The sequence below is a fragment of the Paraburkholderia graminis genome (assembly GCF_003330785.1).
In the GTDB taxonomy this organism is placed as follows: Bacteria; Pseudomonadota; Gammaproteobacteria; order Burkholderiales; family Burkholderiaceae; genus Paraburkholderia; species Paraburkholderia graminis.
Map to the genome: position 1 here is coordinate 275,024 of NZ_CP024934.1, position 26,022 is coordinate 301,045.

Consider the following 26,022-nt stretch of genomic DNA (forward strand, 5'->3'; position numbering starts at 1 on the left):
ACGGATTGCAAACGAACCACGTTTGTTCATATCAGCGGACTAATGGTTCGCAAAGCTAATGTCGGCGCCGGTTTGCGCGCGCCGGCGTGTATGCGGGTTAACAGCCGCCGTCATGCATCTGTAGGGAAATCACTGATGCGGCCGAAAATCGCGCGCGCGTATCATTCGGGCAGACGCTGATCACGTCCGACAGAATTTCCGCCGCTCGCCTTCACAGGTTGAGCGGCTTTCTTTTTGTGGCGGCGGTTTTTGCGTGAGCGCTGCTGCTGCTGCACGTCGCTGCCTTACTTCACTGCACGACTGCATTCCCGGTTGCAGCACTATCGCGCGACGATCCTTTCACCATCCACCGTAAGCGGCCCATTCCCGGCAGCCAGCTCGCCGACGATCGCTTTGACAAGCGCCGGCCACTCGCCGCGCGGTTTCAGCATCGAGGCCGCCGCGCGCATCGCCGCTGCGCCGTCGAGCATCTCCAGCAACGCCGCGAAGCTCGTTGCGCGCACATCGAGTAGCTTGAAGACGATCAATACCTTCAGCGCATTCTTTGCATTGCGCGCCGGATCGGCCCGCAGCCACGCGAGCCGCGAGAAAGCGCGCTCCAGCGCCTGCTCGACGTTCGTGAAGGGCGCGCCATGACCGGGGATCACGACGCGCACGTCGAGCGCGGCAATCGCCTCGAGCACCGCCTGCTGCTCGGCAAAGCCGCTTTCGCCTTCCAGCTCCGGAAAGATCACGCCGAAGCCGTTTTCCCACAGCGCGTCGGCGCTGATCAGCACGCGTTCGGCCGCGCAGTACAGTATCAGCGAATGCGGATCGTGGCCGGGCGCGCCGAGCACCTGCCAGTCGAGTGCGCCGAGGCGCAGCATCACGCCCGGCGCGATCGTGCCGGTGAACACAAAGCGCTCGCAAGTCTGCGCGGTCGCGCGGAAAGTCAGACGCGCTTCGTCCCAGTCGCGCACCGCGCCGGCTTCGCAGGCGGGAATGAGCGTGCGGCATGGCCACGTCGCCTGCAACAACGCGTTGCCGCCGCAATGATCCGAATGCAGATGCGTGTTGACGATCAGATCGAGCGGCCGCTCGCCAAGTGTCTGTTGCACGAGCGCGCGTGTTTGCTGCGCATGCGTCGCGTAGCCGGTATCGACGAGCGCGGCGCAGTCGTTGTCGATGAGCAGCACATTGTTCGATGACAGCCAGCCGCGCTCGAACACGCGCACTGATGCGGGCAATGCGATGGTCAATGCAGTGGTCAACTCGGTCATAGCGTGCCCGTGTTGATGCTCGCGTCGACGGACGCTTCGGGCTTCGGCATCACGAGAATGGTCGATGCGCCCACAACGGTCACTTCGCCGCGCTGATTCTTGACCGTGCCTTCCAGATGCGTCAGGTCGCCGTGCAGGCTCGGCTTCCAGTAAGCATCGCGCACACGCCATGTCATCACGAGCGTGTCGCCGGCGTGCGCGGCCTTCTTCAGCTTGATATCGAACTCGAGTCCGAGCGGCTGCGCGTAGGTCGAAAAATGCGTGGCGAGAAGCGCCATGAAATGCGCGGTGGGCTGCGTGCCCGACGCGATGAGACCGCCGAATCGGCTTTGCGCGGCATAGGCCTCGTCGTGATGCAGCGGGTTCAGATCGTTGACGAGCGTCGCGAACGTTTTCACCGAATCCGCCGACAGCGCGAGCGTCGCGCTAAACGTCTCGCCGATGGTGACAATGCGCGGCGCCGCGTTCATCGTTGCACCTTCGCCTGGCGGGCGATCAATTCGGCGCGGCGCGCTTCGAGCGCGTCCCATACCGCGCGTTTTTCGTCGTCATCGTAGAGCGACCAGCCGGCGATTTCGTCGATGGTGCGCAGGCATCCTTCGCACCAGCCGCTCGACGCGTCCATCCGGCACACGTTGATGCACGGCGACGGCACGCCGCCGCCTGTCGCTGCGTGATCGATTCGCGCTGTCATCGGATTCAGGCCGTCTCGCGCAGCGCCACGTCGACCACCGGCGCGCCCGTCAACGCAATCAGTTCCTGCGCGGTCAGATTGAACACCGCGTGCGGATGACCCGCGGCGGCCCACAGGCTGTCGAGCGCGAGCAGGTCTTCGTCGATCAGCGTGACGGGTTCGACCGCATGCCCGACCGGACACACGCCGCCGATCGCATAGCCGGTTTTTTCGCGGACGAACTTCGCATCCGCGCGGCCAATCTCGCCGACCTGCGCCGCCACTTTTTTTTCATCGACGCGATTTGCGCCGCTCGCGACCACCAGCACCGGCGCGTCGTCTTCGCGGCGGCGAAACAGAATCGACTTCGCGATCTGCGCGACCGAACAGCCGAGGCCCGCGGCGGCCTCGGCCGAAGTTTTGCCGGTTTCCGGCAGCATCACGACCCGTCCCGCGTGGCCGCGCTCGCGCAGCAGCAGCGCGACACGGCGTGCGGAATCCGGCAATGCGGTGAGGTCGTCGGAGTCGAGAAAAGCGTGGTCCGTCATCGTTTCAGGTCCTGATGGTTTGAGTATGGGTGTTGCGCCTCAAGCATGCCGTTCGGTCCGGCTCATACGCAATTGGCGGCTTCGCTGCGCGCCTTCGCAAGCAACGCCTTGCCCGCGCGCGACACGTTCGGCCGGCCGATTGCCGTCGAAATGAAATCGCCGATGCCCACGACTTGCGCGAGGTCGATGCCCGTTTCGATGCCAAGGCCGTTCATCAAGTACAGCACGTCTTCGGTGGCGACGTTGCCTGTTGCGCCCTTCGCATACGGACAGCCGCCGAGCCCGGCCACCGACGCGTGATAAATCTCGATGCCTTCCTGCAACGCCGCGTAGATATTCGCGAGCGCCTGGCCGTAGGTGTCGTGAAAGTGCCCGGACAGACGCTCGCGCGGAAACACGCGGGTCACGGCTTCGAACACTTCGCGCGTGCGCTTGGGCGTACCCACGCCGATCGTATCGGCGATATCGATCTCGTCGCAACCGAGCGCCGCGAAACGTTGCACCACATCGACCACCGACGCCACCGGCACCTCGCCCTGATACGGACAGCCGAGCGCGCACGACACGCTGCCGCGCATGCGCAAGCCGTGCTGCTTCGCCGCCTGCGCGACCGGCGCGAATCGCTCGATGCTTTCCGCGATGCTGCAATTGATGTTCTTCTGCGAGAACGCTTCGCTCGCCGCGCCGAAGATCACGATCTCGTCGGCGCGCGCGGCGAGCGCACCTTCGAAGCCGCGCAGATTCGGCGTGAGCACCGAATAGATCGTGCCGGTGCGCCGCTCGATGCCGGCCATCACGTCGGCGCCGTCGGCCATTTGCGGCACCCATTTCGGCGACACGAACGACGCCGCTTCGACGTTGCGAAAACCCGCTGCCGCGAGCCGGTTGATCAACTCGACCTTGATCGCCGTCGGCACGAAATCCTTCTCGTTTTGCAGACCGTCACGCGGACCGACTTCGACGATTTTCACTTGCTGGGGTACGGCCATGTTGTGTCTCCTTGACGTGATTGTGACTCCACGCCGTCAATATCCGCGCTCGATATTCACCACGCCGCCGACGGCTTCGCCGCGTTCGAGCGCGAGCATTTTTTGCGCGATCTGCGCGACGCTTTCTTCGCGCAAGGTCAGCGCCGACATGTGCGGCGTGACGGTAATGCGCGGCTCCTGCCAGAACGGATGATCGGGCGGCAACGGCTCTTCCTGAAACACGTCGAGCGTGGCCGCGGCGAGTTGACCGCTTGCGAGCGCGTCGAGCAGATCGGCTTCCACCAGATGCGCGCCGCGTGCAACGTTGATCAGATACGCACCGCGTGCGAGCTTCGAAAACGTGCGGGCATTCAGCACGTTTGCGGTATCCGGCGTATGCGGCAGCAGATTGACGAGCACTTTCACGCCGTCGAGAAACGCGTCGAAACGCGCTTCGCCGGCGAACGTGGTGATGCCTTCGACATCCTTCGCACTGCGGCTGTAGCCGCGCACCGGCATGCCGAATCGCGCGACCGTTTGCGCGACATGTGCGCCCAGCACGCCGAGCCCGAGCACGCCGACCGTGAACGTGTCTCGTGGATGCGGATCGAGCACTTGCCAGCGGCGCTCGCGCTGCAGCGCTTCATATTCGTCGAAGCGCCGCAGATAACGCAGCACCGCGTGCGTCACATACTCGGCCATTTGCGGCGCCATGCCGGTGTCTTCGAGACGGATCAACGGCGCATTGGGCGGCAAGGTGCCGGGCTGCTCGCGTTCGAGCGCGAGAATCGCATCGACGCCCGCGCCCAGATTGAAGATCGCGCGCAAATCGGCGCGGCCGGCCAGCATCTCGCGCGGTGGCCGCCAGACGACCGCGAAATCGGCGGGCGCGGTGTCGCCGGGTTGCCACTCGCGCAGATCGGCTTGCGGCAGCGCGCGCGCAAAGTCATGCAGCCAGGCTGCGGCTTCGGCGTTCGGCATATAGAAGAGGACTTTCATGCGACCTCACCGTTGCACGCGCAACGGCCCCGGTTCACGCTGCGCGCGCGGTGCGGGCGTGGCGGGCGGCGGGGCGGCTGCAAGGCTCGCGACGGCTGCGGCGCGGCGCGCGACGCTGACGACATGAGGGCTCCTCCTTTTATGGGCAGGCTTCATTCTACTTTTTCGCCGACGATCCCGCGCGCTTGCGCACGACCGTCCGCTTTCGGCTTCGCGATCCGCAGATTCAGTCGATAAACAAAGCACAAAAACTTGGTTCGTCCGCGCGACGGGCGGCGGGACAATGACTACCCGGTTTTCCCTTTGCGAGGGACAGACATGCTTTCATGCACCAGATCGCCGTGGCCGCCGCGGCTCGTGACCGTTCCGGGTCTGCACGGCAGCGAGGGCGCACATTGGCAAACGTGGCTCGAACGCCAGTTCGCGCGCTCGTTGCGCGTCGAGCAGGCCGACTGGGATGCACCGGACGTCGCCGGCTGGGCCAACTCGCTGCGCGAGTTGCTCGCGCGCGAACGCGGGCCGTTCGTGCTCGCCGCGCACAGCTTCGGATGTCTTGCTGCCGCTCACGCGTTGCAGCAGGCGTCGTATGCGAACGAAGTGGTCGGCGTGCTCCTCGTCGCGCCCGCGAGCCCGCAAAAGTTCGCCTTCGCCGGATCGTTCGAGGCGCGGCGGCTGGGTGTGCCGTCCATTCTGATCGGCAGCGAAACCGATCCGTGGATGCCGCTTGCCGGCGCTCGCGAACTCGCGCAGCGTTTCGGCAGTGCGTTTGTCAATCTCGGCGACGCGGGGCACATCAATACCGCAGCCGGATTCGGACCGTGGCCGCGGGCCAAGTATTTCATCGACACGCTCGTGCATTGCGCGGCGCCGCTGCGCTTTCGCGACGAAGCGCTCGAGATCGGGCAGCACGCGCTGGTTTAACGCGCGGGCTCGAGTGCGTTGCTCGGGCCGGCCCGGCTGGCCGCGTATAGGCGATCCGCTAGAATCCCGCTTGATGCTGCGCGATTGCGCGGCCACAGGTTTTTAACATCGATAGCGGGGACAAGATGGCAGGCAAGACGGGGACTTCACGCTGGCTGGCGGCCGGCTTTACGGCGCTCACGCTCGGCTTCGGCGCTGGCGGCATATCGGCGGCGCATGCCGAGACGTCGTTGATGAATGTGTCGTACGACGTGACGCGCGAGTTGTACAAGGATATCAACGCGGGCTTCATCGCCGCGTACAAGCAGAAGAGCGGCGAGACCGTGTCGATTCGCCAGTCGCATGGCGCGTCGAGCGCACAGGCGTTGTCGGTATTGCAGGGCTTGCAGGCCGACGTCGTGACGATGAACCAGCCGAACGACATCGACCTCCTCGCGGAAAAAGGCCAACTGGTGCCCGCCAACTGGCGCACGCGTCTGCCGGACGACAGCGCGCCGTACACGACGACGATGGTGTTCCTCGTGCGCAAGGGCAACCCGAAGCACATCAATGACTGGGACGATCTCGCGAAGCCCGGCGTGCAAGTGGTGATCGCGAATCCGAAGACGTCCGGCAACGGACGCTACACGTACCTCGCCGCGTGGGGTTATCGCAAGCAGCACGGCGGCACCGATGCGCAGGCGCTCGACTTCGAAAAGGCGCTGTTCAGGAACGTGCCGGTGCTCGACACGGGCGGCCGCGGCGCGACGACGACGTTCACGCAACGCGGCATCGGCGACGTGCTGGTCACGTTCGAAAACGAAGTCGCGCTGATGAACAGCGGCGTGGGCGGCGGCAATTTCGAGGCGGTGTATCCGTCGGTGAGCCTGTTGGCCGCACCGCCGGTGTCGATCGTCGACAAGGTGGTCGACAAGCGCGGCACGCGCAAGGAAGCGCAGGCGTATCTCGACTATCTGTGGTCGCCGGCCGCGCAGGAGATCATCGCGCAACATCATCTGCGTCCGCGCGACAAGAACGTGCTCGCGAAACACGCCGCGGAGTTCAAGCCGATCAAGACCTTCACCGTCGAAGAAATGTTCGGTGGCTGGCAGAAAGCGCAGCAGACGCATTTCTCCGACGGCGGGACTTTCGATCAGATCATCGTCGACAGGAAGTAATGCGCTTTACGCGTGCTCGCAGCCGTGCTCGCAGCCGCTCTTATCGAGCGGCATCTGCTGCGCGGCTTCGGCGCGAATGCCGAGGCGCGCGAGCAGCTTGCGGTCCGCTTCGGCTTGCGGGTTGCTGGTAGTCAGCAACTGATCGCCGTAGAAAATCGAGTTCGCGCCCGCGAGAAAACACATCGCCTGCAACGCCTCGTCCATCTGCTCGCGGCCGGCGGACAGGCGCACCATCGCGCGCGGCATCGTGATGCGCGCAATCGCGATGGTCCGCACGAATTCGAACGGATCGATCGCTTCCGTGCCGGTCAACGGCGTGCCTTCCACTTGCACCAGATTGTTGATCGGCACCGATTCCGGATACGGCTCCATGTTCGCCAGTTGCGCGATCAGGCCCGCACGCTCGCGGCGCGATTCGCCGAGGCCGACAATGCCGCCGCAGCACACGTTGATGCCCGCATCGCGCACGCGTTCCAGCGTGTCAAGACGATCCTGATACGTGCGCGTCGAAATGATCTGGCCGTAAAACTCCGGCGACGTATCCAGATTGTGGTTGTAGTAGTCGAGCCCGGCCTCGCGCAACGCTTGCGCCTGATGCGTCTCGAGCATGCCGAGCGTCACGCAGGTTTCGAGTCCCATCGCCTTCACGCCGCGGATCATGTCCTTGATCGGCTCGAGATGGCGGTCCTTCGGATTGCGCCATGCGGCGCCCATGCAGAAACGCGTCGCGCCGTTTTCTTTTGCTGCTTTCGCGGCGGCGAGCACTTCGTCGACCGGCATCAGCTTGTCGGCTTGCAGGCCCGTGTCGTGATGCACCGACTGCGGACAGTACGCGCAATCTTCCTCGCAGCCGCCGGTCTTGATCGACAGCAGCGTCGACAGTTGCACGGTATTGGCGTCGAAATGCTCGCGATGCGTTTGCTGCGCGCGAAACATCAGGTCGTTGAACGGCAGTTCGTACAGCGCGACGATGTCGGCGACGCGCCAGCGCGCGAGCTGTTTGCCCGCAGCATCGGCGTTGGCATTGGCGTTCGCGTTGACGTTGGCATTGTTAAGGGCAGCCGTATCAGCGGATGCAGCAGCGATGTTCAGTTGCGTCATGTGGTCGATCCTCATGAGTGGACGTGATGTTCAATTCAGCGCTGCGCGTCGCGCAGCGTTTGCAATAGCCGGTGAATGTCGAGCCGTTCAGCCGCGAGTTCGGGCGATGCCGGGCTCATATGCGGCACGATGCCGAGCAACGGCGCGTGATGTTCGCGCGTGAGATGCTCGCGGATCGACGCGATGTTTTCGTCGGGAAAAGTCATGTCGGGATCGACGCGATTCGCGACCCAGCCGGCAAGCGTGAGTCCGCGCGCGGCGATGGCCTCGGCGGTTAGCAACGCGTGGTTGATGCAGCCAAGGCGCATGCCGACCACCAGCACAACGGGCAGCTTCAGGGCGACGGCGAGGTCGGCCGTGTCGTGCGTCGCCGTCAACGGCACGCGAAAGCCGCCGACGCCTTCCACGACGACGACGTCCGCGCGCGTCAACGCTTCGCTATGACACGCGACGATGTGGTCGATATCGAATGCAACGTTTTCCAGCGCGGCGGCAATGTGCGGCGCGGCCGGTTCTTTCAGCAGATACGGCGTGCGCATCGCAGGCGGCAACAGCACGTTGGAGGCCGCGTCGAGCTGGTCCGCGTCTTCGTTATGCAGTTCGCCGTTCACCTCGAACGCGCCCGCTGCGATCGGCTTCATCGCGGCCGCTTGCAGTCCCTCGCGAACGAAGCCTCGCAATAATGCCGACGACACGAAGGTCTTGCCGATTTCCGTGTCCGTGCCGGTGACGAAGAGTGACAGTGCAGTGTTCGCAGACGTCATGCGCTTTGCTCCCCCGCGGCTTGCAAGCCCGCTTCGAGCCGGTCGAGATCCGCATGCGAATGCGCGGCCGACAGCGAAATGCGCAAGCGCGATGTGCCGGCCGGCACTGTCGGCGGCCGAATCGCGGGCACCCACAAACCCGCGCGATCGAGCGACGCGGCAATCTCGAGCGTCGCGTCGTTCGCGCCGATAATGAGCGGCTGCACGGCGGTATGCGAATCGACGGGAAGCCACGGCGTGGTCTTGAGCATGGCGCGCGTGCGCTCGATCAATTGCCGAAGATGCGCGCGCCGCTCATCGCCTTCATCGCCGCCGATAATGCGCAGACTCGCCGACACCGCGTGCGCGGCAGCCGGCACCGAAGCCGTGGTGAAAATGTACGGACGCGCGCGTTGCACGAGCCACTCGATCACGGTCCCGTGCGCCACGACGAATGCGCCCGACACGCCCGCCGCCTTGCCTAGCGTGCCGATGGAAATCAGATTCGGCGAGCGCAACGCGGCTTCGGCGATCGCGCCGCGGCCTTGCGGACCGAGCACGCCGAAACCGTGCGCATCGTCGACGATCAGCCACGCGCCGTGCCGCTCCGCAAGTTCGAGAAGACGCGGCAGCGGCGCGATGTCGCCGTCCATGCTGAACACCGTATCGGAGACGATGACCTTCTCGTCCGCGTCCGACGCGTCGAGCATCGCGCTCAGCGCTTCCATATCGCAGTGCGGGTAGATCTGCACGTCGGCTCGCGACAGACGCGCTCCGTCGATCAGCGAAGCATGGTTGAGCGCATCGGAGAACAGCGTCGTGCCGCGGCCCGCGAGCGCGGTGAGCGTCGCGAGATTCGCCATGTAGCCGGTGCTGAAGTACAGCGCGCGCGGCGCATCGACGAATCCGCCGACGAACTCCGCGAGATCGTCCTCGAGCTGCGCATGCGCGCGCGAATGGCCGCCGAGCAGATGCGAACCGCCGCTGCCCGCACCATAGCGTTGTGCGCCTTCCGCGATGGCCGCGATCAACTGCGGATGCGCGGCGAGTCCGAGATAGTCATTGCTCGCAAAGCCGACGATCTCGCGGCCGTCGACCGTCATATGAGCCGCGCACGGCGTGTCGACGGTGCGGCGGCGACGGCGCAGACCGTGTTCGTCGATCTCCTTGAGTCCCTGCGAAAGTTTGTCGAGCAGATGCATTAGCGCAGCTCCGCGAGCGTGGCGTCGAACGTTTCGCGCGTGCGCGAGGCGAGCAGCGCGATCTCTTCGTCGTCGAGAATGTATGGCGGCATCAGGTACACGGTGGTCGAAATGGGGCGCAACAATAGCTCGCGCTGCAAGGCATTTTCGAAGAAGCGGCGCGAAAAGGTTTTGGCATGCTGAGCGTTTTCGATGACTGCGTCGAACGCGAAAATCGTTCCGCACTGGCGCAGATTGCGCACATTCGCGTGTTCCGCGAGCGGCGCGAGTGCGGCCTTCAGCGTTGCCGACTTTTGCGCGTTGACCGCGAGCACGTTGTCGCTCGCGAACAGGTCGAGCGTTGCGAGCGCCGCGCGGCACGCGAGCGGATTGCCGGTGTACGAATGCGAATGCAGAAAGCCGCGAGCCGTGTCGTCGTGATAGAAGGCTTCGAAGATTTCGTCGCGTGAAAGCACGATGGAAAGCGGCAGATAACCGCCGCTAATGCCCTTTGACAGACACAAGAAGTCCGGCCAGATGCCTGCCTGTTCGCAAGCGAAGAAAGTGCCGGTGCGGCCGCAGCCGACGGCGATTTCATCGGCGATCAGATGCACGCCGTACTGATCGCACAGCGCACGCAAACCGGCGATGTACGACGCGTCGTGCATCGCCATGCCGGCTGCGCATTGCACGAGCGGCTCGACGATCAGCGCGGCGATTCTGGTGGCGCGTGCTTCGAAGAGCGAACGCACCGCTTCGAGCGCGCGACGCGCGACATCGGCGGCTGTTTCGCCGGGTTGTGCAAGGCGCGCGTCCGGCGAAGCCACGACGTGAGCGTTGCGGATCAGCGGGTCGTAGGCGTCCTTGAACAACGCGACGTCTGTCACGCCGAGCGCGCCGATCGTCTCGCCGTGGTAACTGTTCGCAATGCAGACGAATTCCTGCTTGTCGGCGAAGCCGCGATTGCGCCACGCGTGGAAGCTCATTTTCAGCGCGATTTCGACGGCGGATGCGCCATCCGATGCAAAGAACGCGTGGCCCAGTGTGTGATCGGTGAGCGCGTTGAGGCGCTCGGCGAGTTCGATTGCGGGCTCGTGCGTGCAGCCGGCAAGCATCGCGTGCTCGAGCGTGTCGAGCTGATCCTTCAGCGCCGCGTTGATGCGCGGATTCGCGTGGCCGAACAGGTTGACCCACCACGAGCTGATCGCGTCCAGATAGCGATGACCGGACTGGTCATAGAGCCACGCGCCTTGACCGCGCGCGACGGGTATCAGGGGCAGACGCTCGTGATGCTTCATCTGCGTGCAGGGATGCCAGACCGCGCGCAGGCTTCGGGCGATCCAGTCTTCCGTGGATGTGGGTGATGTTGCTGACATTTCCAAGGCGTACTCCAGGGTGCTTTTTTGCGGCCGCCGTGGGTTCTTTTTGTCAGGTTTTTGGGGCGCGGTGCGTCGCGTTTTTCAGCGATGCGCGACCCTACGGCTAGCGTGCGGGGTCGAGATTAGCGGTTTCTTCGGGGCTTTGCACTAGCGGTTTGGCGGCGAATTTCGGCTGCCGGTGCGGGGTTCGGCGCTGTTCGCGGCAGGTGATTTGCGTTTTGCCGTAAAGGGCGCAGAAGGGCGGAATTAGCGACGGAAAAGTATTGGGGGTAGTGGAGCAAAAGATGGGCGCTCGGGGGCCTCGCAATCAGATATGACCTATTTTGTGGCAATCGTTGTGTCGATGCTGACCTTGACGAATCTTGACACATCTGCCTTGCGCGGTTCGGTACGTTACGGCCTTCTTACCAATCCGCAACAGAAAAACGATGAACCGCAGGGCATTCAGGCTGGTATTCAGCCGGCTAAGGGCAATGCTGGTTGCCGTCGAGGAATCGGCCACGGCAACAGGCAAGGGTAATGGCGAGACCGCTGCAACGAGGCGCGTGCTCGCGACTCCATCCAGCACGCAACAGCACAGCTTCGCGCTGCGAAGCATCGCACTTGCGGCCCTTGTGCTGCTCGGCGCCCTGCCCGCTTTCACCGTAGCGCAGATCGTGCCGGGCGGCGCGAACGCGCCGGGCGTCATCACGACGCCGAACGGGCTGAACCAGGTGAACATCAACCGGCCGTCCGGCGCGGGCGTGTCGGTCAACACATATAACCAGTTCGACGTGCAGCAGCGCGGCGCGATCCTTAACAACTCGCCGACCATCGTGCAGACGCAGCAGGCGGGCATGATCAACGGCAATCCGAACTTCGCGCCGGGACAGTCCGCGCGGATCATCGTCAACCAGGTTGATAGCAGCGCGGCGAGCCAGATTAACGGTTATCTCGAAGTCGCCGGGCAGAAGGCGCAGGTCGTGATCGCCAACGGCTCGGGGATCAGCGTGAATGGTGGCGGTTTCATCAACACGTCGCGCGCGACGCTCACCACCGGCACGCCGAACTACGGCACGGACGGCAGCCTCACCGGGTTTAACGTGAGCGGCGGCAATATCACCGTGCAGGGCGCGGGGCTGAATGCGGGCGACGTCGATCAGGTCGATCTGATTGCGCGCGCCGTGCAGGCGAATGCCGCGATTTACGCGAAGAACCTGAACGTCATCACGGGCGCGAACAGTGTCGATTATGGGACGCTGAACGCGACGGCCATCGCGGGTAGTGGCGCTGCGCCGGGGGTGTCCATCGACGTGAGCAGTCTCGGTGGCATGTACGCAAATCGTATCGTTCTGGTGGGCACCGAGAACGGTGTGGGCGTGTCGACGAAGGGCGTGCTCGCTGCGCAGGCGGGTGACGTGACGTTGACCACGCAGGGCAAGCTGGTCCTCGGCGGGCAGACGAACGCGAGCGGCAATATCGCGATTAACGCGCGTGACGGGATCGACAATAGCGGGACCACGTATGCGCAGCAGAATGTCAGCGCGAGTACCGCAGGTACGCTGAGTAATAGCGGCACGTTTGCCGCGCAGCAGAGCACCACCGTCAACGCGGGCAGCGTGGCATCGACGGGTACGCTCGGCGCGGGCGTGAACAGCGATGGCAGCCTGGCAACATCCGGCGATCTGTCGGTGACGGCGGGCGGTGCCCTCGCGGCAACCGGGCGCAATGCAGCGGGCAGGAATGCGAATCTGCAAGGCGAGTGGGTCAATGTCGCGGGCAGCAGTACGTCGGCGAATGGGAGCATGGCGTTGACCGCGACGGGCGGTGATGTGAATACCGCTGGCGCGACGACAACCGCCGGCAGTACGCTCGTGGTTAATGCAGCGGGCTCGCTGACCAATGACGGCGGTGCGCTTTCATCGGGTGGCACGCAGACGGTCAATGTGGGCGCGCTCTCGAACAGCAACGGCCAGATCGTTTCGGGCAGTGTTTTAAATGCAAACGTCGTGGGGGCCGTGTCCAACACGGGCGGCACGATGCAGGCCGCAGGCGCGCTGACGGCGAACGCTGGGTCATTCGACAACACCGCGGGCCATATCGCATCGCTCAATGCGGACGGCCTGACGCTCTCCGCGGCGGGCACGTTGAATAACGGCGCGGGCGGCACGGGTCTGGGCACCATCGGCGGCAACGGCAATGTGACCGTGCAGGCCGGACAGATTGCGAACGCGGGTTCGATCACGGCGGTGCAGAACCTGACTGCGGCTGCGGCGCAAAGCCTGTTCAGCAACGGCACGTTGGCCGCCAACGGAAACGTGAACGCATCGGCAGGCACGACACTCGCGAACGCCGGCACATTCACGGCCGGCCAGCAGGCAGTGATCAGCGCGGCGACCGTCGATAACAGCGGCGGCTCGACGAGCGCAAACCTGCTCACACTGCACGCGACGAACCTCGTCAATCACGGCGGCACGATCACGCAGACCGGAACCGGCGCGACGACGGTCGATGTAGCGGGCACGCTCGACAACTCGGCGGGCGGCACGCTGCAAACGAACAGCATCGACCTGACGCTTGCACCGGCCACACTCGACAATGACGGCGGCAGGATTAGCCATGCCGGGAACGGCAAGCTGACGATAGACGCCGGCAATGGCGCGGGCGCGGTGTCCAACGTCGGCGGCACGATCGCCAGTAACGGCCAGGCTGCGCCTCAGGCCGGAACGCTCGACAACACGGCTGGCTCGATCATCGGCCAGAACGGTCTCACGGCAAGCGTCGGCGGCACGCTGGACAACACCAACGGCAAGCTGCTTTCGAATACGGACCTGAGCCTCGCCAGTGGCACGCTGAACAACAACGGCGGCCAGATCGGCGCGGGCGCAAACGAAACGATTCGCACGGGCTCGCTGACCAACAGCGGCGGCTCGATTGTCGCGCCGAACCTGGCGCTTACCACCGGGTCGACACTGGACAACAGCGGCGGCGACATCCAGGCGAACCAGCTTGCGCTGAACGCGACCGACCTGGTGAACCACGGCGGCACGATCACGCAATACGGCGCGTCGTCGATGGGCTTTAACGTCAGCGGCACCTTCGACAATTCAAGCGGCGGCACATTCCAGACCAACAGCACCGACCTGACGCTCGCGCCTGGCGCGCTCATCAACGACGGTGGCACGATCCTCGACGCCGGCACGGGCACGCTGACGATTGCACCGGGCAATGGCGCGGGTGCCTTCTCGAACGTCGGCGGCCGCATCATCACGGCCGGGCAGCTCACCGCGCGGGCCAGCAGCCTGAACAACGCGAATGGCGTGCTCGCCGCGCAGGGAAACATCGCGGCAAACATCGCGGGCGATGTGAACAATACGCAAGGCTCGGTTCGCTCCCTCTCGTCGCTGACGCTCGCGAGCGGCGGCACGCTGACGAACACGAACGGACAGATCCAGTCCGGCACGGGCGCGGCTGGCGACGCGAGCACGCTCGCGATTCAGGCCGCGTCGGTCAACAACACGAACGGCCTCGTCGGCAATCTCGGCACGGGCGACATGACCGTGCAAGGTGGCAGCCAGACCGTGAACAGCGGCGGCGTCATGACGGGCAACGGCAATGTTGCCGTCGATACGTCGGCGCTCGTGAACACGCAGAACGGCCAGCGCGGTGGCCAGATCAGCGGCGTGAATGTCGCCGTGCGGGCGGACACGGTTGACAACAGCAACGGCCAGATCGGCAACCTGAGCGGTTCGAATGGCGATGTCGCGATCACGACGACCGGCGCGGTCACGAACACGAACGGGCAGATTGGCGCGGCGCATAACCTTGCCGTCAATGCGGCGGCGCTCACCGGCGGCGGCGCATATAGCGCGGCCAACGACGTAGCGGTAAGCGTGCAGGGCGACTTCACGCCGACGCCCGACCTGCAGTTCGCCGCAGGCCATGACCTGTCCTTCACCCTGCCCGGAACATTCAGCAACGGCGCGCTCGTCGAAGCGGCGAACAACCTGAACATCAACGCGGCCGACGTGCAGAACAGCGGCGTGATGATGGCGGGCGGCACACTCACGACGCACTCGAATACGCTGGAGAACACCGGGACGATGGTCGGCGGAAGCGTCTCGCTCAACGCGACGCAATCGCTGACGAACACGGGGCCGACGGCGCTGATCGGCGCAACCGACAGTAACGGCACGCTCGAACTGCTGTCGAACGACATCGAGAACCGCGACGACACCACGGCGACCGACACGCAGGCGACCACCGCGATTTACGGTCTCGGCAAGATGATACTGGCGGGCGGCAAGAATGCAGACGGCAGCTACACGAACGCGGCCCTGATCCGCAACCAGTCAGCGCTGATTGAATCGGCCGGCGACATGGAACTGCACGCCGCCCAGGTGACGAACACGCGCACGACGATGACGACGACCGGCCTGAACCAGCCGGTCGCTCCGGCGCTGCTCGACGAACTTGGCATCAGCCTGTCCGGCCGCACCGGCCAGGTCGGCATACAGGACCCGAACAGCATCGGTGGCGTCTTTACCGATCCGCCACACGGAGGCCAATGGAATTCGACCTACCAGTACACCACCTACACAGGCGTCGCGCTGGCGAACCTGATCGCAGGCATCAGCCCGCAGGCGCAGATCATCGCGGGCGGCAATCTGGACGCGTCGAAGGTGGGACTGTTCCAGAACTACTGGAGCGCGGTGGCAGCGGTCGGCAACATCGCCGCGCCCATGACACTCGACCAGAATAGCTGGCAGGGCCAGACGGCTCCCCAAGTGCAGGTCACGTATTCCGGCGAGTACCACTACAACAACTACGACAACAGCGAACACGACTGGCAATTGCCGTTCGGCGATGCGCCGTTCGTCGGCAAGCGGCCGGGCGGCTACACGCAGGCGGCGCCGGCCGACATCCGCTATTACGCGCTGCCGGGTTACGAATCGAGCTTTGTCGCGGGCGGCACGCTCTCGGGCACGGGCATCAGCATCAACAACACGGCGGGCAACGCGGGCATTCCGTCGATCGGTCTCGCACCTGGCCAGGCCATGTCCGGGGTGAATATCAGCGGCCTGAGCGGCAACGCGAGCGGCGCGAAGTCCGGCGCGGCGTCGGTCAACGGTGGCGCGGGCATGGTCAATCCGGTCATCGCGAGTGCGACGGCGCAGACCGTCCTGCAAAACCTGACGGTTCCGCAGGGCGGATTGTTCAGACCGGCGAGCGCACCGGGCGCCCGTTATCTGATCGAGACGAACCCGGCCTTCACGAACCAGAAGACGTTCATTTCGAGCGACTACTACCTGCAACAGCTTGGCGTGAATCCGCAGACGACGGAAAAGCGTCTCGGCGATGGTTTCTACGAGCAGCAGCTCGTGCGTAACCAGGTGACGTCGCTGACTGGCAAGGCCGTGCTCGGTCCTTACACCGATCTCCAGTCGATGTACCAGTCGCTGCTTGCTGCGGGCGCCTCGCTCTCGCAGTCGCTGAACCTGCCGCTCGGCATGAGCCTGTCGCCCGAGCAGGTGGCCGCGCTCACCAGCAACGTCGTCATCATGCAGACCGAGATGGTCGACGGCCAGGCCGTGCTCGTGCCGGTCGTCTATCTTGCGAAGGCCAGTCAGCAGAACATGAATGGTCCGCTGATCGCCGCAACCGACATCGACATCCAGAACGCGCAGACCTTCACGAACAGCGGCACGGTGCAGGCAGGCAATACGCTGTCAATCCAGGGCAACCAGATCAACAACGCATTCGGCACGCTGCAAAGCGGCGGCCTCATGTCGCTGAACACAAAGGGCAATATTGACCTCACCTCGGCGACCGTGAATGCGGGCAGTCTTGCGCTGAAGGCGGGCGGCGACCTGCTGCTCAATACGGCGGTCAAGACGGTTGACCAGGTGAGCGCAACCGGCGCCACGCGCACGACGACCACGCTCGGCCCGATTGCGAACCTGAACGTCGCGGGTAACGCGGTCATCGTCACCGGCGGCAACGTCGAGCAGAACGCGGGCAATCTGAACGTCGGCGGCAACCTCGGTATGGCCGTGGGTGGCAACTACGATATCGGCGCGGTGCAGACCGGCGAACACAAGATTGTCGAGCGCGCGAACGGTGTGTCGAACACCGACTTTAACCAGACGACCGGCAGTTCCATCAAGGTCGGTGGCGTTTCGCAGATTGGCGTGCGCGGCGACCTGACTGCAACCGGGGCAGACATCCGCCTCGCGGGCGGCGGAACGCTCGCTGCGAACGGCAATGTGACCTTGCAGGCTGCAAAAGCCACGTCGACCACGAACAGCAACAGTTCAGGCAGCGATGGCCACGGCAGTTATTCGGAGTCCTTGCACCGGTCGGACGACACGCTTACTGCGACGACGCTTAATGCCGGCAACTCGCTGACGGTCGCGTCAGGCAAGGATATCAACGTCACGGGCAGCGCAATCAGTCTCGACAAGGGAACCGCGACGCTCGCGGCGACAGGCAACGTCAATATCGGCGCGGCGACGGAGACGCACGTCGACAATTCGCAGGAGCAGCACAAGCACAGCAATGTGGTGAGCGGCAAGGAAGTGTCGAGTTCGAGCAACAGCACGACGACGTTGTCGCAGGGCAGTATGGTTTCGGCAGATGCCGTGATCCTCGCGGCAAAGAATCAGGTCAATGTCGTGAACACGACCGACACCGATTCGACGCGCAGCACGAACCAGTCGAGCAGCGCAAGCGTCGGTATTTCGTATGGCACGCAGGGTTAGCCAATTGCCCAACCGCATCTGCGGCGATTGCTATGATTGTTCCGCCGTATGCAATACCCTCACAGACTACTGAGCAAGGCGTTATTGACGCACCCGCTGCCGCAAGTGACGATACACGTCCGGCGTTAGTCGAAACCATCCCCGCTGCATCTGCCGTTGTGTTACGCATAAAGTCCGCGTCGCTCTTGTCGAACTTGGTGAACGGCCCCGTTATAGTTGATGACTTTGAGCCGGACAACGGATCATACGAAACTGTGCCCGGCACGTCCGTGACATAGTTCGACAGGATGTATGTCTGCAACTCCGGATTCGCCTGCGCCGTAACCTGCGTCAGAATCGGTTTGCCGTCCGCCGTCGTACCACCCGATATCCACTTTGCGCCGGAATCCGTGGGCGCCTGGCCAATCAGCGTCGTCGGTGCGCCTGATTCGTTGGTCCCGTTCACGGTTACGCCCATAATACGCATCTGGTCCTCAGTTTGCGCCTCCGTGTACTTGCCACCGCTCTTATCTGCAAGCTGCTTGGCTACGGCCTTTTCTTCGGGATGCAACTGCCGGTTGAACCTATCCACGTTGTAGCCTTCAAACGCCCCCGCATTGCCGCCAACCACCGCACCCGCCCCTGTAGCAATCGCGTTTGCAACAATATTGCCCAGCGCTTCATTCATATCCGCATTGCCGGTCGGCTTCGAACCGGCAATGTCGCCACTCAGCTCGTTCAGCTTGCCCGCCTCGATCGAAGCGATGCCAGCACCCGCTGCGCCGCCAATTGCATTGCCGCCAGCAAGCCCGCTCACGAGCGCAGCGCCCGCGGCCTGCATTCCGGCGCGCGCTAAGCCGCCTTCCTTCCACGCATCCATGCCGGCCTGATCGCCGTTCGCCTTTGCCTCCTTGTACTTCGATTCTGCATAGTCACCAATACGCCGGGACACCGCCTCACCCGCCGCACCCGCGGCCGCCATCATGTCCCCCTGATGGTCGAGCAGATTATTCACGTCCGGCAGTTTCGCGACCGTGCCGTTGGCGTTCGACGTATCACGATTGAGGCTCGCGATGTCCTGCGTCTGATGAGCCGCATCCGTCACATTGATCGTGCCCGCGCTGATGCCGCTACGCGTGGTCGCGCTATCGCTGCCGCTGTCGTTCTGGCTCAGCATCGGCGCAGCGCCGCCTGCGTTGTGGCCCGACGTGCTGCCGGTCGTGCCGTAGTTCGCGCCGCCGTCGCCGGCCGTCACGCCTCCGCCGATGCCGCCCGTATGCGCGTTATAGCTCGACGAGTTCTGTACATCGCTATAGCTCAGCGTGCCTGTGGCGAGATTGTTTTTCGACGCATCGGCATCGCTCGCAATCACCGCGCCCTTCAGATCGGTATTGCCCTTGACGTTGACGTTGAAACCACCATCGCCCGCCTGGATGCCGGCCTCTTCGTTCACGCCCGCGTAACTGCCGTTCGCACTCGCGTTCGTGTGACTGAAACTCGCGCTGCCGCCACCCTGGCTGATGCTGAAGCCGCCGCCCGTGCTCTCCTGATGCGCGCTGCTCGTCATCGTGTCCTGCACGCTTGCAATGTTCAGGTTGCCGCCGACATCGGCATTCACCTGACGGCCATTGACGTTCGAACCGATGATGTTGGTATCGCCTCCCGAGATGATCGTCGCGGTATTCGCCGCCGTCACGTGTGCGTTGTTCTGCATGGCCGCATCGCTATTGCCGTCGCCGTGCGCCTTCGACATCGACGCGTCCACGCCCCAAGCCGAATACGGGGCAGTACGTTTTTAATGGTTCTACGTCTATTGCATCGAACTACATTTCAGCGGCATCTCCCCTATTGACCCCTGCCGTGAATGAGTTGGTGAATCAAGTGAACGGTAGTGGCGTGGCTAAGAACGTGCAAGAAAAGATAGATGGCATTTTCGGGCCGCAAACTTCCAAGGGGAGAAAATGAAGATCAGATTCATCGACAACGGCAACCTAGCTTCATGGCTTCGCTTGACGCTAATCGTTATTGGAATAGGACTTGCCGCTATCGCACTTGAATGTGAACTCCCAGTCCTTTGGGCGAGAGTTTTCTTGTTAGTCGGCTTTCTTTCAGTGCTTGTCGGCGGAATGACCAGTCGGGCCAAATTGCTAAATATCAAGCCCTTCGATAACAGCTACAAGAAAGCACGCGACAGCTACAAAACGAAGGACGACGAAAACGGGAAATAAACCGTTGATGCAGCAGCGGGCTAACGATGCCCGCCGCTGCATGTCGTATCGAATCACGGAATGAAACACCCATGAAAATTCGAAATAGGCTGGCGGTACTCCCGCTCACAGCCCTGGTATCACTCGCGTCCAACGCGCAGCAGGCACCCACACCCGCGGACACAGCCGCCGCGGCACGCGCCAACGCAGAACAGAACCAGCAACTCCAGCAGCAACGCGACGCCCAGCAGCGCGACGCAACAGTGCAGGCGCCGGTCGTGCGTTCCGAAGTCCCACGCGTGCAAGGCTGGCCCGATCTGCCGGCAGAGCAACCGTGCTTCCGCATCGACTCCCTTTCACTCGACGTGCCGCCCAATCTGCCTGACGCAGTACGCAGTCACGGCGCCTCGCAACTGCCGCTCGACCGCTTCGCGTTCGCGCGCGAATGGCTTGCGCACTATCGCGGCCAGTGCATCGGCAAGGCCGGGCTCGATGTCATCACGAAAGGATTGCAGCAAGCCATTTTGAGCGAGGGCTACATCACGACACGCGTGCTGTTACCTGCACAGGATCTGTCAACCGGCACCCTGAAATTCGCGCTCGTGCCCGGCGTCATCCGCAAGCTGCGCTATGCCGATCCCGACACGCGCGGCACATGGAAAACCGCATTCCCGGCACGCGATGGCGACCTGCTGAACCTGCGCGATCTTGAGCAAGGTCTGGAACAGTCGAAGCGCGTCGCGAGCCAGGATGTCGATATGAAGATCGAGCCGACCGACATGCCGGGCGAAAGCGACGTGGTCATATCGATGAAACGCGCTAAGCCGTGGAGCGTGGTCGCGTCCGTGGACAACTCGGGTTCGCGCGCAACCGGCAAGCTACAGGGCAACCTTAGCGTCGGCATCGACAACCCGCTCGGCCTGAATGATGTTCTCACGGCGGGCGCCAGTCAGGATCTCGAATTCGGCGACAAGCGCCTGGGCTCGCACGGCTTCAACGGATCGTACTCGCTGCCGTGGGGTTACTGGACGGCCACACTGTCGGGCACTGCGAACACCTATTACCAGAACATTGCGGGCGTGAATCAGACGTTCGTCTCCAGCGGCAATTCGCAGACCGCCGCGCTGAGACTCGCGCGTGTCCTGAGACGCAGCCAGACCGACGTGTTCGGCGTGGAATTCCAGCTATCGAAGCGCTTCGGCGAGAGCTTCATCGACGGCACCGACATTCCAACGCAGCGCCGCAACAACACGTTCATCGAGGCGGGGCTGACCGACCGGCATTACTTTGGCGCGGCACAGTTCGACGGGACGCTCGCGTACCGTCAGGGCATCGGCGGACTGGGTGCGACGCCTGACCCGCACCCGGACGGTCCGACGTACCGTTACCATCTCGCCGTGCTGGACACAAACCTGTCGGTGCCGTTTTCAATCAAGACACAAAACTTCCGCTACGTGACAACCGTTCACGCACAGTTCATGAACGACACGCTGTTCTATTTAGACGACCTGACGATCGGCAGCCGCTACACGGTACGCGGCTTCGACGGCGAGACGATGCTGGCGGCGGAGAAGGGTTTCTACTGGCGCAATGAACTACAGATGCCCCTAGGCCAAACAGGGCAGACGCTCTACACGGGGATCGACTACGGCCACGTATTCGGACCAAACACGGCGTTCCTGGCGGGCACGCAACTGGCCGGCGCGGTAATCGGCCTACGCGGTAGCGTCGGCACGCGGATCGGCGGACTCGCCTATGACGTGTTCGCCGGCACGCCCGTCTACAAACCGGCAGCATTCCCAACCGCGCGTGTCACGCTTGGCTTCCAGGCGACAGCGCAGTTCTAGCGGGAAGGGCCTCACTCCCGACTAGCAATAGCCGGTCGCACGTCACCATCGGAAGACACAGAGGAAGAAGAAACCGAAGAACCAGACCCACCCGCACCACTATCAGCCGTCCGCGATCCCTGATCACCCCACACAACGGAGTTATCGACCGCATACAACCGGCAAGGCGCCGAGCTCTGCTTCTGGCAATTCGCAATCGCAACCGACATCGGATCGTCGCCGCCCTCGGCCCACGACCACGCGCCCGTGTCCGACACCGCGAAGGCACGGCTCGGGTACTGGTGCAGGAAGTTGCGATAACCGTTGCGCCCGGCTTCATCGACGTAGGGGACCGCGTCGACGGCATCGACGGAAGCAAAGCCGCTCGCCTTCGGCGCCGAAGGATCGGACACGCGATACTGCACGCCCGTGGGCATGCCCACGCGTGCAAGGAACGACTCCACAGCCGGCCACCAGACATGCACGCCGTCGCGGTCGCCGACGAGCCGGTGCGCGTCGTTCTTATACGTGCCGTAGTCGACCATCTTCGCGCTCGCGCCGTGCGCGACGTACGCCGCGTGCATGCCGGCCACGAGCGGCGCATTCCACACCGAATCGTTGTCGCCGTACATCCACAGCGACGGCACTTTCGTTTTGTCGCCATACGCGCCGAATGCTCGCGTCAGATTGCCCTGCCAGTCGCCGCACGCGTCCTGGCGCAAGCCGCCGGAAAAGTTGATGAGCGCCCGCACGCCCGGCGCCGCCTCGGTGCCGTAGGCCATCGTCGCGAGGCCGCCATGCGACGTGCCCGCCACGACGATATGCGTGGCGTCGACGTAAGGCTGCTTCGACATGTAGTCGATCGTCGCCGCGACGTCGCCGGCTTGCGACATGCCATTGCGTTCGACGTCGCAGCCGTCCTGTTGATAGACGCCGCCCGACTGGCCGAAGCCCTGGCGGTTCGGCGCCACGACCACGTAACCGCGGCGCACGAATTCGCGCGCGAACGGCAGCGGGTCGCTGCGTTCCTGCATACGCGGATCGCCGGGAATCTTGCCGTGATTGAAGACGATCATAGGAAACGGGCCTGGGCCGTCCGGCTTGTAGATCGTCGTTTGAAGGGTGACGTCGCCGTCCGCATCGACGGGTACGCGGATGATCTGTTCGTTCAGCCGCGCGCTCGGCAGATACACGTCGTCCGGCAGTGCGATGCGCGGCACGTGAGCGCGGGCGAGCGGTCCGGGCTGGGCGTCCGCGAGCGGGGTCGCGTGCGCCGCTGCGACAGCGCACGCCGCCGCTGCTGCTGCACACATCGCTGCCCACTTCGCCAGAACCTTGCTCAACGCCATTCACCCACCTGCCTCAAAAAATCTGCCTCGACATCTCGTGTCTGTTCATCGAATCGCGCGGCTGACATTTATCTTTCGCACGCGCGTTTGCGACAAACAAAAACATGCTCACGTACGCATTGCGCGAAGCGCACGCACGCCAATCGAGATCGCACGGGATAAACCCAACGGCCGACGCGACCCCACGCGCCGATGATGAACGCCACCTCCGCTGCCGGACGCCGCTGCCATAACCTCGTTAACTGGTTATCGGCAGGCGCCGGCGCAACTTGCGGAACCCTTACCAGCGGGTCCTCGCTTGATGGCGTCACGAAGCAACGGCCTCATCCTGGCACGACAATTTTGTTTTGTGCAATCAAGGAGAACCCCTGACGAAAAAATTGCCGCGTCGCGCGAGAGGCAGAGCGGCAGGCTCGATGAGCAAGACGCGCGGTGAAAACCCGCGCAGGTGGGGGCAATAAAGCCGCGAAAAGGGTCTTAAATCGGCGGATTGGGGCGATGCGTTGGCCGGGCTCGCTTTGCATCGCGCGATAGCGGGCTGACCGGACTGTCGCGTCGAGCCAACGCCTTGAAGCGGCCCCGCTAAGGGGCCATATGCGATGACGGCGGATTCTCCGTTGACGCTTAAAAAACTATTCGCTTACATCGCCGTCGACGTAGAGCCAGTGGCCGCGATCATCGCGAATGAAACGGCTTAACTCGTGCAGCCGATGCGCGCGCCCGGCCACCTTGTATCGCGCGACGAACTCGACGGTCGCGTGTTGCGCGTCCGTTTCGGCGAATGCCTTGATCTGCAGTCCGAGCCAACGCGGCGCATCGGGCGCGGAAGGGTCGGCGTCGAGATCGGCGGGGCAGGTGGCGGGCGCCCACGTGGCGCGCAAATAATCCGTTGCGCCGACAACATACGCGCTGTAGCGCGAGCGCATCAGTTCGAGCGCGCGCGGCGCCAATTCGCCGCCGTCGATATAACGGCCGCAGCACGCCGCGAAACGCGGTGCTTTCGCGGCCGCGGACTGGCGAGGCGCCGCGCCGCCGCATGGACAGTCGGCGGGCCGCTGTGTGGACGACTCGTGCTTGCTCATCGAACTCCTAACCAAGACCGCGTGCGATCAATATCTTCTGGATGTCGCTCGTGCCTTCGTAAATCTGGCACACGCGCACATCGCGATAAATCCGTTCGACCGGAAAGTCGCTCAGATACCCATAGCCGCCGTGAATTTGCAGCGCCGCCGAACAGATGCGCTCCGCGGCCTCCGACGCAAACAGTTTCGCCATCGCGGCTTCGGTAAGGCAAGGCTGGCCTGCGTCTTTCAACGACGCGGCGTGCCAGATCAACTGACGCGCGGCTTCGAGTTGCGTCGCCATATCGGCGAGACGGAACTGCACGGCCTGGTGCGAGAACAGCGGCTGGCCGAAGCTCTCGCGCTCCTTCGCGTAACTCAGCGCTGCTTCGAACGCCGCGCGCGCCATGCCGACGCTTTGCGCGGCGATGCCGATGCGCCCGCCTTCGAGCCCCGACAGCGCAATGCGATAACCCTCGCCTTCTGCGCCGATCAGATTCGCGGCGGGCACGCGGCAATCGTCGAAAATGATTTGCGCGGTATCCGACGAATGCTGGCCGAGCTTCTCTTCGAGCCGCGCGACCAGATAACCCTTGCTGTCGGTCGGCACGATAAACGCGCTGATGCCGCGCTTGCCGGCGGCCTTGTCGGTGACGGCCATCACGATGGCGACATTCGCGTTCTTGCCGCTCGTGATGAACTGCTTGACGCCGTTGAGCACGTAGGCGTCGCCATCGCGCGTTGCGGTGGTGCGCAGCGCCGACGCGTCGGAACCCGCCTGCGGTTCGGTCAGGCAGAACGCGCCGAGCATCTCGCCGCGCGCGAGCGGCGTGAGCCAGTCGCGCTTTTGCGCGTCGTTGCCGTAACTCAGCAGAATGCTGCACACAGGGCAATTGTTCACGGAGATCGCCGTCGATGTACCGCCGTCGCCGGCTGCGATTTCCTCGAGAATCAGCGCGAGCGCGAGCGCGTCCATGCCGGCGCCGCCGTACTCTTCGGGCACGAGCACGCCATACGCGCCGAGTTCCGCAAGTTGCCTATGCACTTCTTTTGGAAAAGTGCGCTCGCGGTCCCACGCCGCCGCGTGCGGTGTGACGGCTTCGCGCACGAAGGTGCGCAGCGCGTCGCGGACCATCAGATGATCCTGATCAAGCACCATGAATCTGCCTCCTCACTCTGGCCTCGTGCATAAGGGCCGACCAGACCACTCACGCGCTCGTGCTACCACTCCAGCTGCGTGCCGTCGTATTGGTAGAAGCGGCCATTGAACGCGTCGCGCGAGGCCGCTGCCTGCGCGAGCACGTCACGCATGCCGGCGACGCTCGTCGTCGGATCGATTGCCGCGTGCGCGCCGCCCATGTCCGTCTGCACCCAGCCGGGATGCAGCGACACGCACGTCGCGCTCTGTGCTTCGAGCGACGCGAGCTTGAGCGCGTCGTTCAGCGCGGCCTTGCTCACGCGATACAGCCAGCCACTCGTGCCGCTCGAATCGGCGATGCTGCCCATCTTGCTCGAGATCACCGCCAGCACGCCGCCCGTTTCCTCGACGATCGGCAGCAGGATCGGCATCAGTTGCATCGGGCCGCGCACGTTGGTGTGCATCACATGATCGAAGTCTTCGGCGGTGATGGTTTCAATGCGGTCGCTGCGCGGACCATAAACGCCCGACACGACGATGGCCACATCGACCTGCTCGCCGTCGAGCTTCCAGCCCAATGCGGCGATGTCCGCGGACTCGGTTACGTCGACGGAATAGGTTTGCGCGCCGAGTTGCGTGAGCGCGTCGAGCGCGGCGCCGTCGCGCGCGGTGGCGAGCACACGCCAGCCGCTTTGTTTGTACTGCCGGACAAATTCCTGGCCGATGCCACGCGACGCACCGACAATCAACACTGTCTTCATGAATCACCTCCGACTATGTGACGCGCCTGAAC

Annotated in this window: 19 protein-coding genes and 1 pseudogene; 5 read left to right on the forward strand and 15 right to left on the reverse strand. The window is 63.8% G+C overall.

Annotated elements, in window-relative coordinates; all coding sequences use genetic code 11:
- Positions 1-320: 320 nt before the first annotated feature.
- The 6 genes from CUJ91_RS01195 to CUJ91_RS01220 all read right to left on the reverse strand — a co-directional run bounded on the left by CUJ91_RS01195 (position 321) and on the right by CUJ91_RS01220 (position 4,447).
- Positions 321-1,259: an MBL fold metallo-hydrolase gene (locus CUJ91_RS01195; protein ID WP_114155718.1), complete on the reverse strand. Its 939-nt coding sequence runs from the start codon at positions 1,257-1,259 to the stop codon at positions 321-323.
- A complete protein-coding gene (locus CUJ91_RS01200) occupies positions 1,256-1,729 on the reverse strand; it encodes a MaoC family dehydratase (protein WP_029969556.1) in 474 nt (157 codons plus the stop codon). Before CUJ91_RS01200 ends, CUJ91_RS01195 begins: the two co-directional genes overlap by 4 nt.
- Complete coding sequence (locus tag CUJ91_RS01205; protein ID WP_114155719.1) at positions 1,726-1,953, reverse strand: DUF1289 domain-containing protein; 228 nt, start codon at positions 1,951-1,953, stop codon at positions 1,726-1,728. Before CUJ91_RS01205 ends, CUJ91_RS01200 begins: the two co-directional genes overlap by 4 nt.
- Before the next feature lie 5 nt (positions 1,954-1,958).
- Positions 1,959-2,480 (reverse strand): YbaK/EbsC family protein, encoded by a 522-nt coding sequence (locus tag CUJ91_RS01210; protein WP_006048167.1) that lies wholly within the window; start codon positions 2,478-2,480, stop codon positions 1,959-1,961.
- Positions 2,481-2,542: 62 nt separating this feature from the next.
- Positions 2,543-3,469, reverse strand: a complete 927-nt coding sequence (locus CUJ91_RS01215) for a hydroxymethylglutaryl-CoA lyase (RefSeq protein WP_114155720.1) — start codon at positions 3,467-3,469, stop codon at positions 2,543-2,545.
- A gap of 36 nt (positions 3,470-3,505) precedes the next feature.
- Positions 3,506-4,447: a 2-hydroxyacid dehydrogenase gene (locus CUJ91_RS01220; RefSeq protein ID WP_114155721.1), complete on the reverse strand. Its 942-nt coding sequence runs from the start codon at positions 4,445-4,447 to the stop codon at positions 3,506-3,508.
- Between the two features lie 318 nt (positions 4,448-4,765).
- On the opposite strand from CUJ91_RS01220, the gene CUJ91_RS01225 reads away from it, so the two are divergent.
- A complete protein-coding gene (locus CUJ91_RS01225) occupies positions 4,766-5,368 on the forward strand; it encodes an RBBP9/YdeN family alpha/beta hydrolase (protein ID WP_006048164.1) in 603 nt (200 codons plus the stop codon).
- Between the two features lie 125 nt (positions 5,369-5,493).
- On the forward strand, positions 5,494-6,525 hold the full coding sequence (locus tag CUJ91_RS01230; RefSeq protein WP_114155722.1) for a sulfate ABC transporter substrate-binding protein: 1,032 nt from the start codon (positions 5,494-5,496) through the stop codon (positions 6,523-6,525).
- Between the two features lie 6 nt (positions 6,526-6,531).
- Here CUJ91_RS01230 and bioB read toward each other — a convergent pair whose 3' ends face one another.
- From bioB to bioA, 4 genes are read right to left on the reverse strand one after another with little or no spacing between them, the layout of a single operon-like run.
- Complete coding sequence (bioB, locus tag CUJ91_RS01235) at positions 6,532-7,626, reverse strand: biotin synthase BioB (protein WP_006048162.1); 1,095 nt, start codon at positions 7,624-7,626, stop codon at positions 6,532-6,534.
- A 35-nt stretch (positions 7,627-7,661) separates the two neighbouring features.
- Positions 7,662-8,390, reverse strand: coding sequence for a dethiobiotin synthase (bioD, locus tag CUJ91_RS01240; protein ID WP_114155723.1), 729 nt, complete (start codon positions 8,388-8,390; stop codon positions 7,662-7,664).
- Entirely contained in the window at positions 8,387-9,571 is a 1,185-nt protein-coding gene (gene bioF / locus CUJ91_RS01245) for an 8-amino-7-oxononanoate synthase (RefSeq protein WP_114155724.1), read from the reverse strand. The genes bioD and bioF overlap by 4 nt, the downstream gene beginning before the upstream one ends.
- The gene (gene bioA / locus CUJ91_RS01250) at positions 9,571-10,932 is read right to left on the reverse strand and encodes an adenosylmethionine--8-amino-7-oxononanoate transaminase (protein WP_114155725.1); all 1,362 of its coding nucleotides are present in this window, start codon (positions 10,930-10,932) and stop codon (positions 9,571-9,573) included. Before bioA ends, bioF begins: the two co-directional genes overlap by 1 nt.
- 425 nt (positions 10,933-11,357) lie before the next feature.
- On the opposite strand from bioA, the gene CUJ91_RS01255 reads away from it, so the two are divergent.
- Positions 11,358-17,669 (forward strand): two-partner secretion domain-containing protein, encoded by a 6,312-nt coding sequence (locus CUJ91_RS01255; protein ID WP_114155726.1) that lies wholly within the window; start codon positions 11,358-11,360, stop codon positions 17,667-17,669.
- On the opposite strand, the pseudogene CUJ91_RS01260 reads toward CUJ91_RS01255, so the two are convergent.
- Positions 17,575-19,419: pseudogene (locus tag CUJ91_RS01260) on the reverse strand (hemagglutinin repeat-containing protein); the annotation flags it as partial. The gene CUJ91_RS01255 and the pseudogene CUJ91_RS01260 overlap by 95 nt on opposite strands.
- Before the next feature lie 190 nt (positions 19,420-19,609).
- On the opposite strand from CUJ91_RS01260, the gene CUJ91_RS34260 reads away from it, so the two are divergent.
- Complete coding sequence (locus CUJ91_RS34260) at positions 19,610-19,876, forward strand: hypothetical protein (RefSeq protein WP_114155727.1); 267 nt, start codon at positions 19,610-19,612, stop codon at positions 19,874-19,876.
- 71 nt (positions 19,877-19,947) lie between these two features.
- Positions 19,948-21,702: a ShlB/FhaC/HecB family hemolysin secretion/activation protein gene (locus tag CUJ91_RS01270; protein ID WP_114155728.1), complete on the forward strand. Its 1,755-nt coding sequence runs from the start codon at positions 19,948-19,950 to the stop codon at positions 21,700-21,702.
- 11 nt (positions 21,703-21,713) lie between these two features.
- Here the strand turns inward: CUJ91_RS01270 and CUJ91_RS01275 are convergent, their stop codons facing one another.
- From CUJ91_RS01275 to CUJ91_RS01295, 4 genes are all read right to left on the reverse strand, one after another.
- Entirely contained in the window at positions 21,714-23,030 is a 1,317-nt protein-coding gene (locus CUJ91_RS01275; protein ID WP_029969578.1) for a dienelactone hydrolase family protein, read from the reverse strand.
- 632 nt (positions 23,031-23,662) lie between these two features.
- Positions 23,663-24,112 (reverse strand): YchJ family protein, encoded by a 450-nt coding sequence (locus tag CUJ91_RS01285; protein ID WP_114155729.1) that lies wholly within the window; start codon positions 24,110-24,112, stop codon positions 23,663-23,665.
- Between the two features lie 7 nt (positions 24,113-24,119).
- Positions 24,120-25,250, reverse strand: coding sequence for an acyl-CoA dehydrogenase family protein (locus CUJ91_RS01290; protein ID WP_006048155.1), 1,131 nt, complete (start codon positions 25,248-25,250; stop codon positions 24,120-24,122).
- Between the two features lie 62 nt (positions 25,251-25,312).
- Positions 25,313-25,990, reverse strand: a complete 678-nt coding sequence (locus tag CUJ91_RS01295) for an SDR family oxidoreductase (RefSeq protein WP_114155730.1) — start codon at positions 25,988-25,990, stop codon at positions 25,313-25,315.
- Positions 25,991-26,022 lie beyond the last annotated feature (32 nt).